Here is a 16,940-nt window from a genome sequence, read left to right on the forward strand (position 1 = left end):
TACGTCGTGTAGCTGAGCCTTTAATCACTTTAGCTAAAAACGATACTGTTGCAAACCGTCGCTTAGCGTTTGCTCGTACTCGTTCAGCAGCAACTGTTGGTAAATTATTTACCGTTCTTGGCCCTCGTTATAAAGAACGTAACGGCGGTTATCTACGTGTTCTTAAAGCGGGCTTCCGTGCAGGTGATGCTGCGCCGATGGCTTACGTTGAACTAGTAGATCGCGAAGTTAAATAATTTCGTAGAACTATTCAGTTGTTCTTAAAAAAAGACCGGTGTTTCACCGGTCTTTTTTATGTCTTATTGTTTAACAATTTGTTTATTTTGACCCGTATTGACACATTTTGTGGGAAATATGCTTAAACTTGACATTGTGTATTGTCAGGTTTGTGGTTTAATAAGAACAGAATATAAGACAGGATAAAAACAACATGGATAAGCACGTCGATTTACTGATTGTAGGTGCTGGTATTTCTGGTATTGGTCTTGCCGCACATTTAACCAAGCATTGCCCACAACGTTCTTTTGAGATTATTGAACGTCGCGATAGCTTTGGTGGTACTTGGGATCTATTTAAGTACCCCGGAATTCGTTCTGATTCTGATATGTCGACCTTTGGTTTTAATTTTAAACCATGGCAGCAGGCGAGTGTACTGGCTGATGGTTCGTCGATTAAAGGCTATTTATCCGAAGTGATAGATGAACAAAAGCTCAAAGAAAAAATTCATTTTAAGCATCGTGTTTTAAGCGCCAATTATGATTCTGCACTAAAGAAATGGCAGGTGGTGATTGAGAATGCGAAAGGTAAAAAAGAGAACTGGATTGCAAACTTTGTGTTTGGTTGCACAGGCTATTATAACTATGATCATGGTTTCCAACCTGAGTTTCCAAATCAACAAGCATTCAAAGGGCAGTTTATTCATCCACAGTTATGGCCTGAAAACTTAGATTATCGCGGCAAAAAAGTAGTGATCATCGGTAGTGGCGCAACAGCAATTACGCTAGTACCTGCGATGGCCAAGGGTGGGGCTAGTCATGTGACCATGTTACAGCGTTCGCCAACCTATATTGCTTCAGTGCCATCTATTGATTTTGTATATGACAAAATGCGTAAAGTGTTACCTGAAGATGTAGCGTATAAACTGACTCGTGCGCGTAACATTGGGATGCAACGTGGAATTTATGCACTCGCGCAGAAACAACCGAAACTGCTACGCCGACTGCTGTTACAGTCGATTAAGATGCAGCTCAAAGGTAAAGTGGATATGAAACATTTTACCCCTGACTATAATCCGTGGGATCAGCGCTTATGTGTGGTGCCAGACGGTGATTTATTTAAAATTCTTCGTTCAGGTCAAGCCAGTGTTGAAACAGATCAGATTGAGCGCTTTACTGAAACGGGTATTCAATTAAAGTCTGGTCAGCATTTAGAGGCGGATATTGTTGTCTCAGCGACAGGTTTAGAAATTCAAATCTTGGGCGGCATTCAAGCAACGATTGATGGCGAACCTTTAGACACATCTAAACATATGTTGTATCAAGGCGTGATGGTCAGTGATGTGCCGAATATGGCGATGATTATTGGTTATATTAATGCCTCTTGGACTTTAAAGGTGGATATTGCCGCAGAATACATTTGTCGTTTACTCAACTATATGGATCAAAAACAATGGACTGAAGTGATTCCACAAGGGGATGCGACTGAGCTGATGCAAGATACGGTGATGGGAAGTTTAAGTTCTGGTTATATCGCACGTGCAGCAGGTGTTATGCCAAAACAAGGAAAGCATGCACCTTGGAAAGTGTCGAATAACTATTTAGCTGATCGTAAAGCATTAAAGAATGCTTCTTTTGAGGATGGCATACTGAAATTTGCTAAACGTGAGCTTGCATTGGATCAGAAACCCAAACTAGTGTCCTAACTTGCAAAACGGCATAGATATGAAAGGAGCTTAGGCTCCTTTTTTAATGACTTGAGCAGTTCTCTTTTGGGGCTTTCTTTCAGGTTTGAACTATTAGATGATTTTGAACACTGAGAAAACAAAGAATAGGAAATGCGTTGAAAATCTTAGAAGAAGTCCATCAAATTCAATATACAGAATATAGGATTCACGCCAAAAAGTGGCAAAGTGATTCGGGCGATCTATCTTTGGCACCCATAATTTTAATGCATGATTCATTAGGCTCAGTGAGCTTATGGCGGGATTTTCCTGCACAGCTGGCTCGGGCAACAGGCCGTGTGATTTATGCTTATGATCGACTGGGTTTTGGTTTATCCGATGCTCATCCGACTTCACTGGCATATAGTTTTGTATCCACGGAAGCCACACAGTGCTTTAAAGCAGTTTTGGATTATTTCTCGATACAGGATTTTATTATCCTTGGGCACAGTGTCGGAGGTGGGATGTCGATTGCGATTGCAGCAATTTATGCAGAATGTTGCCACGCCTTAATTACTATCTCTGCACAGTATACTGTTGAAGAGCTGACTCTAGCAGGCATTCGAGAGGCAAAACTAGGCTTTCAACAAGCAGGGCAAATAGAGCGTTTAGCCAAATACCATCCGAACAAAGCACAGTGGGTGCTTGATGCATGGACTGAAACATGGTTGGCCCCCGCTTTTCAGGATTGGAGTCTGGCTGAGATAATAGGTGGTGTCTGTTGTCCGACGTTGGTTATTCATGGTGAATTAGATGAATATGCAACCACGGCACAACCACAACAAATTTTTTCAGGGGTCACAGGACAAGCCGAATTACTAATTTTAGAGGGACTGCATCATATGCCACATAAAGAGCAACCCGATTTGGTGGTTGCGTTAATGGTGGATTTTCTTGAAGCAAATATATAAATGCAATAGCCCATCTAGAGATGGGCTATTTGAGTTAAAGAGAACGTGAGATGAGCTCTTTCATGATTTCATTGGTGCCTGCGTAAATACGATTGGCGCGATTATCTAAATAGGCACGTGCAATTGGATATTCCAACATATAGCCATAGCCGCCATGTAGTTGCAGACATTCATCCACAACTTTAGAAAACATCTCTGAAATTTTATATTTAGCTGCTGCTGCTGCGTCAACCCCCAAATTATCTTCGAGTTGTAATTGCATACAACGATCCAGATAAGCCCGGCAAAAGTCAATTTCTGTACGCAACTCTGCCAGTTTAAAGCGGGTATTTTGAAAGCTAGAGATACTTTTTCCAAAGGCTTTACGCTCTTTGGTGTACTGAACAGTATGTGCCAGTGCTGCTTCTGCACCAGCTTGGCAAATAATCGCCACTAGCATACGCTCCCAAGCCAATTCCTTCATTAACATCATAAAGCCCATGCCTTCCAAACCGAGCAGGTTCTCTTTAGGGACTCGGACATGATCAAAAAATAATTCGCAGGTGTCTTGTCCTTTCATTCCAATTTTATTGAGGGGTTTGCCTTTACTGAAACCTACACGATCTGCTTCAACGATGATTAATGAGAGATTAGCTGAACCTTTCTCACTGTCACCCGTCTTGCAGACCACAATTGCCATATCGCAGAGATAGCCATTGGTAATGAAGATTTTAGAGCCATTGATAATATAGTCGTCTCCCTCTAAAACAGCCGTTGTTCGTACCGCTTGTAAGTCTGAGCCTGTGCCAGGTTCAGTCATCGCGATGGCTGTGACGGTTTCACCCGAAGCCATCCGCGTTAACCAATAGTGTTTTTGTGCTTCACTGCCAAAGTTATTGATATAGTTCGCGACAATGTCAGAGTGTAGTGAAAACCCTGTCGAGGAATCCATGGCATAGGCTTGTTCTTCAATCAAAATCATACTGTACAAGCGGTCTACACCTGAGCCACCATAAGCTTCAGGCATGGTGGCACACAGTAGTCCCATGGCGCCTGCTTTATTCCATAGCTCACGATCGACATGTTGTTGTTGTTCATATTTTTCAATATTGGGAACAACTTCTTTGGCATAAAACTTTCGCACAGTTTCTCGAAATGCCTCATGTTCAGCATTAAATAAATTACGCGGCAGCATATTGGTTAACGGGCGAATCGCGCCTGATTGCATGGAGGCTCATCCTGATGTTGTTATTTTGCTAGAAGATTAGTGAAAAGCAGGACATGCGACAATGGACTGAATGCTCAAATGCGGTTGATTTTTTGATGGGTTTTGCCAGTTGAAAAAATTGCGACATTTAACTAGTGGCGAGGGAGGTGTGATCGGTTAAACTAAGCCGTTGTAATTCATCTGGGGAATGTAATGACTGAAGAAATGAGCTTGGAAGAGCGTAAAGTAATCTACCGTGCACGTCGTGGTTTAAAAGAAATTGATGTGTACTTTGATCCTTATGTGAAAAATTATTATCTTCAGGCGGATCCTGCGGAAAAGGCCATGTTTGCAGCATTGGTTGAACAAGAAGACCCAGATTTATTGGACTGGTTCATGGAAGTGTCTGAACCACCGTACCCTGAAATGAAAACCTTGATTCAAAAGTTAAAGCATTATGTACATGGATAAGTGTAATGGATAATCGTCATTTTCAACTGAAACCTAGCCGTTTGGCTTATGTATTTCAGTTGTCAATTTATGCCATTTTAATGTTTGTACTCTATCAGCTATTGCCTTTGTGGTTATGGCTGATTGCTTTGGTCGCAGGTTTTATCTTATATCTGTTTTTTCTACGAGGGCCGCAACACTTTCAATTACAGTATTTGGATGGTCGAGATTGGTCCTTGTCGCATAAAACGCAAAGCGATGTGCAGCGTGTGCAGATCAGTCATATTATCGACCATCGTGCGTATATCGTGATCTATTTTCAACATTTCCGTGCCAAACCGATGTTGGTCTGGTGTGATCAGTTATCCTTGAGACAGTGGAAAGCGTTGAAAATACTCACCAAAATGCAGTAATTGTTGGACAATATTAGCTTTTATACTCTAACCAAACTATTGAAAAATAATAAATATAAACTGATTTCATCTCTCTTTGTCTGACAGTTCGGAACAAATTTAACGCTATTTTCAAATTGTCAGACAACATTCTTATAGTTTGTTGTTCTTAAAATGTACATTCAAATCACCAACAGCAAACAAGGATAATCTTATGATGATTCCAACTTGGATGTTTCTAGTGGTAGCAATTGTGTTAGCGATTGTTATAGGACGATTAGGAACTGTGCTGAAGGAACGATTTGCACCAAACAAAGCCTAGCTAGGCTTCTCAGTTCATAAGTAGCATGTGCCGAACCGTCGCTATGCTACTTTTTTTTGCCTGAAAAAAAATATGGGTGTCATTTAAGTCAATTTTCCGCTTTTTATTTCATGGCAGAGTAGTAGTCGGATTTAGAGTAAATACTCTTTTCTTCGGAAATTGCTTCTGCTATGTTTGTCAGCACGGACGCATACAATTATACAAATAGAGGACAGGAAAATGTCGCAAGTCCAAAAAATAGGCCAAGGTATGGCTGTTGTAGCGATTACAAGTTTATTATTTTCGGGTTGTTCACAAGTGGTTAAAACAGGTGCTAATGTTGCACTTGGGTTTAGTGAAAAACATATTGTTCCGCCTATATTGGCTATGGAAGATGCAGAGATGGTCTGCAATTCAGGCAATGCTTTGACGCCTGCGATTATGTCGACCAAAGATATGGGCGCAGACCCAACACGTATTGCGGTTTTACTCTATTCGGCTTCAGGCATTTGTGCGGAGAATCAGGCGCTAGAGTCTGAGCTTCGTTATTTACGTGCCTCTAAAGCAGGTAATGTTTCTGAAGCACAGGATGCGCGTATTGAACAAAAACGTTGGGCTGCTATTGCTGCACAGCGTCAATATACAGGCTATCAATTGTTCCAAAACCGTTGGGAAAAAAAGTATAAAAAGCCACTGGGCGAAGGTTGCCCAAAAATGAACAGCGATTTAGATCAAACTGTATATATGCTGGGGATGTTGAGCGGTCTACAAGCGATGACTAATGATATTAACTCAGGTGGTGCAGTCAATGTTCCTAAAGACATTGCGGCTATTGTCGAGCGTGGCATGGTGTGTCTAGACAATGAAAAGTTTTGGGGTGCACCGAATGCAACACGTGCGGTGATTTGGACCTTGTTACCAGGTGCGGGTGAAGGTAAGCCTGATCCATATCAGACTTTAAAACAATCTATGCAAATCGGCGAGCAAAAAGGGGTGCGTTTAGCCCATGCGATGTATGCTATTGCAGCGCAAGCCAGTGGTGATGATGCGAAAATTCGTGATGCCTTGAAAAGTTATGCGGCTTCACATAGTGATGAAAAACAGACTAATCCACAGTTTAAGCTGATTGATAGTATGGCTTCGAGTATGGTACAAGGCATTTCTGATCGTTATTGGACTGAACATACAGGGACACGAACAGGTGATGGTGGTATGGCGCATTTCTGGGATGAAAAAGAAGATCGTTCAGAGTTGGATGAACTGTTTAATGAAAGTTAACCAATTTTAAACTGAGCCATGTAGTCAAAAAAATAACAATAAATAAATGAGTCACAGCATAAGGGCATGCGATGCAAGATCAATTTCTATATAGAAAAATCATTTTGATTGCGTTCGTCATATCAATTTCGGCATGCCTACAGATTTTTAAAGATCAATTTATTTATTGGCGTGTGGATATTTTTCCTGAAGTTTGGCGTTTGTGGACTGCGCACTGGGTGCATGTGGGATGGATTCATTTTGCCCTTAATATGTTGGCATTTATGTGTCTGCCTTTTATTTTCCCACGCGTGCGTGTCTGGCATTTTGTGGCGTTATTGCTGATTTTACCGCCATTAATTAGTCTCAGTTTTTATTATTTTTTGGCCGATATTGAAGCCTATGCTGGGCTGTCAGGTGTATTGCATGGGATGTTCACTGCGATTGCCATCGTCCATTTGCTTTACCGTAAAGAGCGGATGTTTGCGAGTTTGGTGTTGTTTCTCATTTTAGGCAAACTGATTTGGGAAAATACCCTTGGGGCGAGTGCTACGGCTGAACTGATCGGGAGTCCAGTCTTAGTCGAAGCACATTTATTGGGTGTGATCTGGGGGATTGTGATTGCAGCTATGTATTTAATCGGGGTGAATCTATTTGATGAGTAATCTATTGACCTAAATTCTAAAAAGAAAATCCAGATTGTCATATTCAAAAATATAAATTTGATGCAAAGATAAACAAAACAAAAATCTAAAGGCATCGAGAAAGGACAAGCTCAAGCCGACAAAACGACAGGTTCTACAGCGTATTACGCCGAATAGAACTGCAAATAAAAATAGGAAACAACATGCAGAATCATGGACAGAGCAGATCAGGACTCGATCTGCTGAAGTATATATGGACGGAGTGGATTTCCACTTTCTTAATTCTGATTTTACTGTTACTTACGCTATTAATAGGTACAGGTGAAATGATTCATGGTCAGTTACTCCGTGTAGGTGAGCGTCTCTATGGTAGTGAAACGGCTGGAATGCAGTATTCTTTTTTAAGAGCTGAGCCTGTAAAGCCTGAGTGTAACCGCCATCCGAATATTGATTTACTAGTTCAGCAGCAAATGAAGTCTAATGCTGCCGATGAGTTTGCGGACATCTTTGGCACAGCTTCAGAAGCTGATGTACGTGCTTCTGTGATGGCTGGGCTACAACAGTGTGAGGAAAAGTATCAATTTTATGATAAAGCTACTCAATATTTGGACGAGCATCCAAGTATCCGAACTTATCGCACAATTGAAACCACCTTCTTCGGTATCTTTAAGTTTGGTTCTGAAAACCGTGTTTTAATTCTTTTGTTGATGGTATTGGTTGCAGCAATCACAGCTTCAGTCAAATATCACCATATTGGTTTACGTGCGCCGACAACTAAACTTGATTTCCGTGTGTATTCAATCTTTATGGCATTGGGCAATGGCTTGTTGACGTATTCAGTCTATAGTCAGTTCCAATCTGTACTGAACTCTGGAGTTGAGTCCACTTTTGAAACGCTGACCGTATATTGGCTCTGGATTATTCTATTTTCCAGTGTGACTGTAATTAGTATTCTTCAATTTTTTAGAACGCCTGAGCCGAAACAAGCAGGTACGGGCAATATTGGCTTAGCATTTTTAAGTGTACCGCTTTATGCTTATATGGCTTTAGTGACAGGCATTGCGTTTACCTTCTTTATGGATTACCCAATGGGGCAAGGTATTTATCTTGGTCAGTTGGTTGAGTTCTCTGGTATTTTCCTCAATTTAGCATTGTTTATTTGGGCGGGGATGTTACTGACCCAAACGCGTGTTATGGATTTATTCCTAGGTATTTTACGTCCTTGGAATTTGGCTCCTGAAACATTAACGTGGTTGATTCTAATTGCAGCAGCTATCCCAACTGCTTATACGGGAGCATCAGGAATCTTCGTAGTTGCAGCGGGTGCGATTATTTATAAGGAAGTATGGAACTCTGGGTCAAGACGTCAGTTTGCGCTTGCCGTGTCTGCAATGTCAGGCTCTTTAGGGGTTGTGATTCGGCCTTGTTTACTCATTATTTTAATTTCGATGTTAGATAGTCGGCATGTCACGTCTGATGAATTATTTGATCACGGTATTTATGTATTCTGGCTCACGGCATTTGTATTTTTAGGGATCTCTCTATACTTGGCTGAAACACGTTTCCGAGTCAACTCTCCACGTGTTGCGATACCAGGTATGTTGCGTGCCTTTGTACCAGTGATTCCATATATTGTGATTACGCTAGTGGTGATTGCTTTTTATAAATATGGTCTAGATACGCAAATGGATGAATTCACAGCACCTGTGGTTCTGCCGATTATTTTGATTGCCTATATTATGTTTGACCGTTGGTGGAGTGATCGCTTTAATCCTACACCTATAGATGCACATAGTGTATTAGCCTTAGAGCATGAAAAACACTCAGAGTTTTTACGCGAGCATGGTGGTCAGACCAAGCGCCGCGGTTTTGGAGGTTCAATTTGGTTTGCATCATCAGAGACAGTGGGACATATTGGAGCCTTAATTATTCTAATGGCCTTATCTGCGAGTGTAGGAGGCTTGATTGAACGAACGGAAGTTGTTGAATTATTGCCAACTCATTTAGGTAATATTTACATTTCATTGGCATTTATTGCTTTACTGTTGGCAATCATTGGAATGACCACGGATCCATTTGGTGCAGTTATTTTAGTTGCTGCAACGATCGCTCCCGTCGCTTACGAAAATGGTATTCACCCAATCCATTTCTGGATGATTGTGTTGGTCGCATTTGAGCTGGGTTATGTCACACCACCAGTGGCATTGAACCATTTGCTAACTCGGCTTTCAGTTGGGGATGACGAAGTTCGTGCAGCCGATGCGGAAGCCAAAGAAATGTACACTTCGTTTTACTATCGTTATGAACGTTGGATTTTACCGATTTTAGTCTTATTTCCCTCTTTGTTGATTGTGACTTATGCACCTTATATCTTTAAGTTATTCGGTTGGTATCACTAAGATTTAAATAAACTTGGAACATTAAAAAAGCATCTTCGGATGCTTTTTTATGCTTTGGATTTATTGGAGAGCTTGCTAGGGACGTAGTCGTCTTTGCAACAGAGGGCTACAAACCACAATTGCCAATAAAATCAGGGAAAAGCCAATTAAACTATAAAAATCAGGAGTTTCTCGCCAAAATAAATAACCCCAGAGGCCTGCAAAAATAATTGCGACATAATTTACAGGCCCAATTTGACCTGCAGGCGCCAGTCGATAGGCATGAGACATCACCAGTTGGCTGACATTGGCAAGTAGACCCGCTCCAATCAGGAAGCTCAGTTCTGTCCATGTGTAAGGACGGATATGCCAAAACATGGGAATCATGGAAATCAGGGTACCAATAGAGCAGAAATAAAAGACAATGCGCTCAGGCGGTTCGGTTGCAGTAAGTGCACGTACTGTGACAAAAGCCATGGCCGCTAAAAAACTAGCACTGAGGCCAATGAAGGACAACTGATTCCATAAGCCAGCATCAGGTTTCGCCACACATAGGACGCCTAAAAGCCCAATCAACGCGGCAATCAGCATTGAGCGCGTGATTTTTTCTTTTAAAAATAGCCAAGCAATCAAAGGAATAAAAATAGGAGACGAATAAGTAAAGACCATGGCGTTTGACAGTTTTAAGTGAGCAATCGCGTAGAAAAAACCATACATCGCGACAAGCCCAACCATGGAGCGCCAAGTGTGCATCCACAGACGTTCTGTTTTAAAAAAGCCCAGTCCTCGCTGTAAAATCAGCGGTAAAAAAATAAATAAACCCACGAAGTTTCTGAAAAAAACAATGCTGGCATTATCCACTGTATGTGAAGCATAGCGAATACAAACCCCCATCAAAGAAAACAGCAGCGCTGAAACAATGAGTAGGGCTATGGCTTTAAGCACGCTAGATGAGGTGGTCTGAGTAGACATGATAAAAATACACTAGAGTATCGGTTGATATTCTAGCGTATTTAAAAAGTGCAAAGGGGGATTACTGTGTTGCCAGTTGGGCTTCTAACAGTTTAATTTGTTCTTCTTTGAGTTTCATTAATTCATCAGCATCTTTATGCTGCGCTTGCAAGGTAGTTTCTTGTTCTTTGAGTTGAGTTTGAATGTCGTCCAGTTTGGCTACTTCTTCTTTGGCTAAAGATGAATTTTTAGGCACAGGGGATGTTAGAATATCCTCTTCAACCAATTTTACCGTATTTTCTGCTGCTGCCTTTGATGCCGCATTTTGCACTTCTGGAATGGCTTTCACAGTGGGTTGAAGCAATTCTGTTTGATGAGGGGGTGTTTCAGGTTCTTGTGAGGCAAAAATCCATTGATACAGCGCAAAAATCGCAATGATTGCGACCAGACCTGCTGTAATTCCCCAGAGCAATTTAGGATTGTTGTGTTGTACGGGTGACATTCGACTCGACCTTTTATTCTTTGGATTGACGCGGTTTAAATTGAATGACCCCAACTTCGTCTGGGGTAGCTGGGATCTGAGGCTCGTCTACATGGGTAGGTCTGTTCTCAGAATAACCACAGTCGATACATTCAATCCATTCATCGTCATTCGAGGTAAGCATAACGACACGATCCATTGCCTGACATTTAGGACATTTTGCACCTGCAATGAAACGACGTTTAATAGTCATTAGACTTACCTTCTGAACAATTTAGGCGCCTAGTTTACTCACTTTTTTAGCGGTTCGTCCAACCTTGATGACGAAGTAAAGCATCTATTTTTGGCTCGCGTCCACGGAAATTGATAAATGCATCAAGTGCTGTATCTTTTCCGCCAACTGCTAGAATAAACTTGCGAAATTCTTTTCCAGTGGCAGTATTAAAAATCCCTTCATTTTCGAAACGATCGAAGGCATCACTGGCCAAAACTTCCGCCCATTTATAAGAATAATAACCTGCTGCATAGCCGCCTGCGAAAATATGGCTGAAGCTATGTTGGAAGCGGTTATAAGGTATGGTTTCTAAAACAGCATACTGTGCACGGATCTCATTTAAGGTGGCTTGGATTTGATCCGCTTTTAAAGCAGGGGCTGTTTTATGAATGCTGAGGTCGAACAGGGCAAACTCAATTTGACGTAGACTTTGCATGCCAGATTGGAAGAAACGCGCATCCAGCAAGGCTTTGAGTAGACTTTCTGGTAAGGTTTCTTGGGTGTCAATATGAGCACTGAGCAGGTCTAAGCTTTCGGTGTCCCATGCCCAAAACTCCATGAATTGACTTGGCAACTCCACCGCATCCCATGCTACGCCGTGTGTGCCTGCAACCGCAATATTGTCGACTTCGGTTAACATATGATGCAAACCATGTCCAAATTCATGGAACAAGGTAATCACTTCATCATGAGTCAATAGTGCTGCTTGATCTCCCACAGGTGGCGTAAAGTTACACACCATATAGCAAATCGGTTTTTGTAGGCCTTGTGTTGTTTGGGTGCGAGAGCGGAAACCACTCATCCATGCGCCGCCACGTTTGCCCTGACGCGCATAGAGGTCAAAGTAGAATCCACCGACCACAGCGCCTTGATCTTGTAGTTCAAAATAGCGTGCATCTGGATGCCATACGGGAGCTTCACGTTCGACCACTTGGATGCCATAAAGACGGTTCACAATACTAAATAAGCCCTGCAAAATCTTGGGTGCAGGGAAGTAGGGCTTGAGCGCTTCTTGAGATAAATTGAACTGTTGGACTTTCAATTTTTCGGAATAATACGTGCTGTCCCACGGTTTTAACTCTTCAATGCCATCTTCAGCGGCAATAGCTTTTAGCTCCGCCACTTCTTTGAGCGCAGGGGCACGTGAATGTTCAGCCAAATCACGTAAGAACTGATCTACCGTGGCTACATTTGGCGCCATTTTGCTGGCCAATGAGAGCTCGGCATAATTGTTGAAACCTAACAGTGCTGCCATTTCCTGACGCAGGCTTAAAACCTCTTCCATCACCGCGGTATTATCAAACTCAGCATGTTCAGACTGGTCAGATGCACGTGTAGTGTAAGCACGATACAACTCTTCGCGTAAAGGGCGGTTTTCTGCATAGGTCATAATTGCCAAATACGACGGAAAGTCTAAAGTGGCAACGGGTTGATCCAGTTCGCGCTGCTGACCATATTGTTTTAATAGCTCAACACTGCTCTGTGGTAAGCCTACCAGTTCATCTTCCGCTAAAGGTTTGAAATAGGCTTGAGTTGCATCCAGAACATGGTTGGAAAAGTCCGATGACAGTTGTGATAAACGTGCCGAGATTTCTGCATAACGTTTTTTGGCTTCACCTTCTAGAGCCACACCCGACAGTTTGAAGTCGCGCAGTGCAAGTTTAATCGCACTTTGTTGAGCTTCGGGGAGGTGATCAAATTGCGCAGTATCATGAATGTGTTGATAGGTTTGATACAGCGCTGTGTGTTGACCTAACTCGGTATAGTATTCACTTAAGCTTGGTAATAGTGACTGGTACACCTCACGAGTTTCAGCGTTGTTCATCACCGCATTGAGGTGGGACAGCACGCCCCATGCTTCACTCATATTATTTTCTAAATGATCAACTTGTTCTAAAACAGCAAGCTGTGCCTGAATCGATTCAGGGACTTCGCTCAGGTCTTTTAAAAAACTTTGACCCTGTTGAATGGCCTGTTCGATCTGCTGTTGGAGTTGTACTAAGGTGATTTGATCAAACTGTGGAACAGGCAAGGTTGCTTTTTCTAATGTCATGCTGTTAAGCCAAATAAAATGTTGAGTTATCACTAGATGTAAGGGTGATGCCGTGGGAAATCAAGTTTTAATTGGTTTTGATGTTTTGCGCCGTTTGAAATTCAGTCCATGATGCATAGTGCAGGTCAATGTGTGAGGGTTGATAAAGCACTTTGGCAAAGTTACGGGTCATACACTCGGTTGCTAAGATTTCACCGCTTTTATATTTTTCTTTACGGTGTCGCCAAATTTCGTTTTGACGATAGTAATCCGTCCCGATTTTAAGAAAGGCATGCTGTTGTTCAAACACATGGTAGACATAGCCTAAATCGGAAGAACAGCGCAGTTCACCTTCTAAACATTTGTCACTAAACCACAGCCGAATTTGAAAGCTATGTGGGGTGGGATTGTAAAATTGATAATCGATATAGTTATAAAAAATTGCAGCGCCGCTCCCAAAAGGGAGCACTCGACCATGATCTGGAAAAGGGTCAAAGGAATGCTGTGAACGTTGTACCACTTGTAACGGGCTATGCAAGACAAGCCAGTGGATGAGGTTGGCAATTTGGCAAATACCACCACCAATACCACCACGAGCCTGCCCAAAGCTGAGTTCCATTCCCTCGACATAGCCTTTTTGAGTTGTTGGTTGTCCCACCAACTGACAAAAAGAAAACGTTTGTTGTGGATGGACTAAAATCCCAGAAATACATGGACTGGCAATTTTGAGATTGATGACTTTATTGTGTTGCCAGTGTTGATCGCTATCGCCTAATTTACGAATTAGAACGGACTGATGCTTTTTGACGCGAAAAGCCAAAGGGACGTTAGAAAATGAATGTGCATAGTCTTTCCCATCTGTTTTCCACTGCCAATAGCGCATCATACGTCGGCTACGTGTAGCCATGAAATAAAGCAAGGGATGATATTGGCTGATAGGTTTGCTTAAAAATAAACGCAAAAAATTCATGTTGGTCCTATGAAAAAAGGTGCTAGAACATGAAGCCCTAGCACCTTTTACATCATTTACTCAGTTTTCGCTTTTGCGTTGGATTTTTTCTTTTTAGGTTTCGACTTTTTCTTCACTTTATCTTTAACCTTTGTTTCAGACTTTGATGAAGATTTTTTACCAGGCTTTTTGCTGTAGGAGCTAGGTTGGGATTTATCTTTTTTGCGTCGTATGGGCTGGTCTCCGCTGTTACTGGGAGAGGCGTTTGTCGACTCGCTAAAGACTTCTTCTTTACTTTCGCTTCGTGCTGTTTTGGCTTTGCCAACACGGGGTGCTCGACTTCGTATGGGCCGACCACCATGTGAGAGTTGTTGCAATAATTCAAAATCAATTTTTCGATCTTCTAAATTCACTGCTGCAACTTTGATTTTTACTTCATCGCCCAAGCTAAAGCTTTGACCGCGTGCCTGCCCAATCAAGCTCTGACTTGGTTGGTCATAGACAAAGTAGTCATCGCCCAGTTGGCTGACATGGATCATGCCATCAACATATAAGTCTTTGAGCGTTACAAACAGACCAAATTCTGCTACGGCAGAAATGGTGCCGACAAACTCTTCACCCAAATGCTGCTGCATATAATGACATTTCAACCATGTGGTGACAGAGCGAGACGCTTCATCTGCACGACGTTCAGTTGCGGAGAAATGTTGACCCGCATCATCCAAAGCAGCCCCTGAAAGAGGTGCAGGTTTATGTTTTAACTTGGCTTTAATGGCACGGTGTAACAACAAGTCTGGGTAACGACGAATTGGAGAAGTGAAGTGCGTATACGCTTCATATGCCAAACCAAAGTGACCCGCGTTATTCGCACCATAGTAGGCTTGCATCATCGAACGTAACAGCACGGCATGGATACTAGGCGCATCAATCCGGTCTTTGGTTGCATCAATTACGGCCTGATAGTCTTTCTGAGTCGGCTGTTCTGGGAACGGTAGACCTAGTAGTTTGACAAAGTCACGTACCTTTTGAATGCGTGAAAACTCAGGTGGCTCATGAATACGGTATAGCATTGGCACGTCATGTTCGAGTGCATATTCAGCCGCGGCCACGTTTGCCAATAACATACATTCTTCAATCAGCTTGTGAGCATCATTACGCGTACGCGGTAAAATTTCCTTAATCCCACCTAGCTCATCAAAGGTCATGTAGGTTTCAACGGTTTCAAATTCCATAGCATGACGTTCTGCACGTAAACCTTTGAGGACTTGATAAAGTTGGAACAGGGTGTTTAATGATTTGCGCACATCACGGTCTTCTGGGATGGCACTGCTGTCACCTCCAAAGTATTGAGCAACGTTGGTATAGGTTAAACGTGCCTTTGAATGCATGACTGATGGATAGAACTCAAACTTGGTGACGCGACCTGCACGGGACAGGTTTAAATCACAGACCATACACAGACGGTCCACATGTGGATTGAGTGAACATAAGCCATTCGACAGGGCTTCAGGTAACATAGGTAAAACAAAGTGCGGGAAATACACCGATGTACCGCGTTCCTGGGCTTCATCATCCAACGGTTTGCCTGAACGGACATAATGGCTGACGTCCGCAATGGCTACCACGACACGATAACCTCCACCTGGACGTTTTTCTGCATAAACAGCATCGTCAAAGTCGCGAGCATCTTCACCATCAATAGTGACTAAGGCTAAATCACGTAGGTCAATACGACCTTCACGGTCTTGCGCCGATGGCTCTTTAAAACTTTCTGCTTCTTTAAGTACCTCTTCAGGAAACTCATACGGCAGACCAAACTCTAAAATGGTTTGTGGGATGATGATTTCGGTGTCTGCCTTATCCGCCATAGATTGTACAATATGACCAGTGGCGAGCTCTTCTTTGGTTGGGTAGTCATCAATTGCCACACGAACCGAATCGCCCACTTTGACTTGTGCGTGTTCGATTAACTCTTTTTCTAAGGTAATTGGTTGGTGCGCATTCGGATTTGCTGGCTGAATAAAGTATTCACCGTCATGTATCGACACTTTACCAATTATTTGCTTCACACGGTGTTGCACTACCTCGGTAATAAAGCCCCAAGCTTTACCTTTACGATCTACTGAGGTTTGGCGCACTTTAACACGATCACCATTAAAGACTTGACGAAGTTCACGCTCAGGGAGAAGAAGGTCTTCATGCCCTGTGATATTCGCCGTACCAAAGCCTTTACTATTAATGTAGACCGTTGCTTCATGTTCAGGTTGTTCTTCCGCAAGAAGGAACTTGAAACCATCTTTCATGAGTTGGCCATCACGAACCATTGCAATCAGGCGGTGGCTGAGCGCATCAATACTTTTTTGATCTGCAATTTCAAAAATTTCAACCAGATCCGCATGTGAAAGCGCCGTCTTTTTTTCTTCGATGGTTTCTAAAATGAGCGTGCGACTCGGAATAGGATTGTCATAACGTTCAGCTTCAGCTTTTGCTTCAGGATCGACCCAATTTTTCATAATGTCTTTGGCTGTATCTCAGTAGATAGGATTAGCATAAGTCATGCGAAGACAGACTGCACGCAAATGATTGCAATATTGTGTTTTATGTCGGCAATTTAGGATATTTGCTGTTTTATTCAGCACAGCGATGCGTTGAAAAGAAGAAATTGTGATGAATCAGCACTAAATTGTTTAAAAAGTATTTAATTGAACGAAAATATGCAAAAAAGGCAGCGTCTGTGCTTGCAGTGCTAGCATGAAGTTTGTATTATGGCGGCACGTTACGGTGAGATGGGTGAG

At 42.4% G+C, this 16,940-nt stretch carries 15 protein-coding genes; 8 read left to right on the top strand and 7 right to left on the bottom strand.

Annotated elements, in window-relative coordinates; genetic code table 11:
• The 3 genes from rplQ to B4F08_RS02375 all read left to right on the top strand — a co-directional run.
• On the top strand, positions 1-236 hold a 236-nt coding region (gene rplQ, locus B4F08_RS02365; RefSeq protein WP_291372913.1), incomplete at its 5' end, for a 50S ribosomal protein L17.
• A 194-nt stretch (positions 237-430) separates the two neighbouring features.
• A complete protein-coding gene (locus B4F08_RS02370) occupies positions 431-1,921 on the top strand; it encodes a flavin-containing monooxygenase (protein WP_086208946.1) in 1,491 nt (496 codons plus the stop codon).
• A 137-nt stretch (positions 1,922-2,058) separates the two neighbouring features.
• On the top strand, positions 2,059-2,850 hold the full coding sequence (locus B4F08_RS02375) for an alpha/beta fold hydrolase (protein WP_291372916.1): 792 nt from the start codon (positions 2,059-2,061) through the stop codon (positions 2,848-2,850).
• Positions 2,851-2,884: 34 nt separating this feature from the next.
• On the opposite strand, the gene B4F08_RS02380 is transcribed toward B4F08_RS02375, so the two are convergent.
• The gene (locus tag B4F08_RS02380; protein ID WP_086208944.1) at positions 2,885-4,057 is read right to left on the bottom strand and encodes an acyl-CoA dehydrogenase family protein; all 1,173 of its coding nucleotides are present in this window, start codon (positions 4,055-4,057) and stop codon (positions 2,885-2,887) included.
• 192 nt (positions 4,058-4,249) lie between these two features.
• Here B4F08_RS02380 and B4F08_RS02385 point away from each other — a divergent pair, with 192 nt between their 5' ends.
• The 5 genes from B4F08_RS02385 (at position 4,250) to B4F08_RS02405 (ending at position 9,479) form a co-directional block, all read left to right on the top strand.
• Complete coding sequence (locus B4F08_RS02385; RefSeq protein ID WP_086208943.1) at positions 4,250-4,507, top strand: succinate dehydrogenase assembly factor 2; 258 nt, start codon at positions 4,250-4,252, stop codon at positions 4,505-4,507.
• A 5-nt stretch (positions 4,508-4,512) separates the two neighbouring features.
• Positions 4,513-4,899 carry a protein YgfX gene (locus tag B4F08_RS02390; protein ID WP_086208942.1) on the top strand — a complete coding sequence of 129 codons (387 nt, stop codon included), beginning with the start codon at positions 4,513-4,515 and terminating at the stop codon, positions 4,897-4,899.
• 520 nt (positions 4,900-5,419) lie between these two features.
• Positions 5,420-6,457: a hypothetical protein gene (locus B4F08_RS02395; protein WP_086208941.1), complete on the top strand. Its 1,038-nt coding sequence runs from the start codon at positions 5,420-5,422 to the stop codon at positions 6,455-6,457.
• Positions 6,458-6,528: 71 nt separating this feature from the next.
• A complete protein-coding gene (gene rrtA, locus B4F08_RS02400) occupies positions 6,529-7,101 on the top strand; it encodes a rhombosortase (protein ID WP_291372920.1) in 573 nt (190 codons plus the stop codon).
• A gap of 182 nt (positions 7,102-7,283) precedes the next feature.
• Positions 7,284-9,479, top strand: a complete 2,196-nt coding sequence (locus B4F08_RS02405) for a TRAP transporter large permease subunit (RefSeq protein ID WP_086208939.1) — start codon at positions 7,284-7,286, stop codon at positions 9,477-9,479.
• Positions 9,480-9,554: 75 nt separating this feature from the next.
• Here B4F08_RS02405 and B4F08_RS02410 read toward each other — a convergent pair whose 3' ends face one another.
• From B4F08_RS02410 to rnr, 6 genes are all read right to left on the bottom strand, one after another.
• A complete protein-coding gene (locus tag B4F08_RS02410) occupies positions 9,555-10,430 on the bottom strand; it encodes a DMT family transporter (protein WP_291372924.1) in 876 nt (291 codons plus the stop codon).
• Between the two features lie 61 nt (positions 10,431-10,491).
• Positions 10,492-10,911, bottom strand: coding sequence for a hypothetical protein (locus tag B4F08_RS02415; protein WP_291372926.1), 420 nt, complete (start codon positions 10,909-10,911; stop codon positions 10,492-10,494).
• A gap of 13 nt (positions 10,912-10,924) precedes the next feature.
• Entirely contained in the window at positions 10,925-11,137 is a 213-nt protein-coding gene (locus B4F08_RS02420) for a YheV family putative zinc ribbon protein (RefSeq protein WP_291372930.1), read from the bottom strand.
• Positions 11,138-11,189: 52 nt separating this feature from the next.
• Positions 11,190-13,232 carry a M3 family metallopeptidase gene (locus B4F08_RS02425; protein ID WP_291372932.1) on the bottom strand — a complete coding sequence of 681 codons (2,043 nt, stop codon included), beginning with the start codon at positions 13,230-13,232 and terminating at the stop codon, positions 11,190-11,192.
• A 52-nt stretch (positions 13,233-13,284) separates the two neighbouring features.
• Positions 13,285-14,166 carry a VanW family protein gene (locus tag B4F08_RS02430; protein WP_291372928.1) on the bottom strand — a complete coding sequence of 294 codons (882 nt, stop codon included), beginning with the start codon at positions 14,164-14,166 and terminating at the stop codon, positions 13,285-13,287.
• A 56-nt stretch (positions 14,167-14,222) separates the two neighbouring features.
• On the bottom strand, positions 14,223-16,661 hold the full coding sequence (rnr, locus tag B4F08_RS02435) for a ribonuclease R (RefSeq protein ID WP_291372933.1): 2,439 nt from the start codon (positions 16,659-16,661) through the stop codon (positions 14,223-14,225).
• Between the last annotated feature and the right edge of the window lie 279 nt (positions 16,662-16,940).

The sequence above is a fragment of the Acinetobacter sp. UBA6720 genome (assembly GCF_002454215.1).
In the GTDB taxonomy this organism is placed as follows: Bacteria; Pseudomonadota; Gammaproteobacteria; order Pseudomonadales; family Moraxellaceae; genus Acinetobacter.

What these genes read in the sequence shown, in the direction of transcription:
- B4F08_RS02370 (WP_086208946.1), top strand. Translation starts at nt 431, where the DNA reads ATGGATAAGCACGTCGATTTACTGATTGTAGGTGCTGGTATTTCTGGT.
- B4F08_RS02380 (WP_086208944.1), bottom strand. Translation starts at nt 4,057, where the DNA reads ATGCAATCAGGCGCGATTCGCCCGTTAACCAATATGCTGCCGCGTAAT.
- B4F08_RS02385 (WP_086208943.1), top strand. Translation starts at nt 4,250, where the DNA reads ATGACTGAAGAAATGAGCTTGGAAGAGCGTAAAGTAATCTACCGTGCA.
- B4F08_RS02390 (WP_086208942.1), top strand. Translation starts at nt 4,513, where the DNA reads ATGGATAATCGTCATTTTCAACTGAAACCTAGCCGTTTGGCTTATGTA.
- B4F08_RS02395 (WP_086208941.1), top strand. Translation starts at nt 5,420, where the DNA reads ATGTCGCAAGTCCAAAAAATAGGCCAAGGTATGGCTGTTGTAGCGATT.
- rrtA (WP_291372920.1), top strand. Translation starts at nt 6,529, where the DNA reads ATGCAAGATCAATTTCTATATAGAAAAATCATTTTGATTGCGTTCGTC.
- B4F08_RS02405 (WP_086208939.1), top strand. Translation starts at nt 7,284, where the DNA reads ATGCAGAATCATGGACAGAGCAGATCAGGACTCGATCTGCTGAAGTAT.
- B4F08_RS02410 (WP_291372924.1), bottom strand. Translation starts at nt 10,430, where the DNA reads ATGTCTACTCAGACCACCTCATCTAGCGTGCTTAAAGCCATAGCCCTA.
- B4F08_RS02415 (WP_291372926.1), bottom strand. Translation starts at nt 10,911, where the DNA reads ATGTCACCCGTACAACACAACAATCCTAAATTGCTCTGGGGAATTACA.
- B4F08_RS02430 (WP_291372928.1), bottom strand. Translation starts at nt 14,166, where the DNA reads ATGAATTTTTTGCGTTTATTTTTAAGCAAACCTATCAGCCAATATCAT.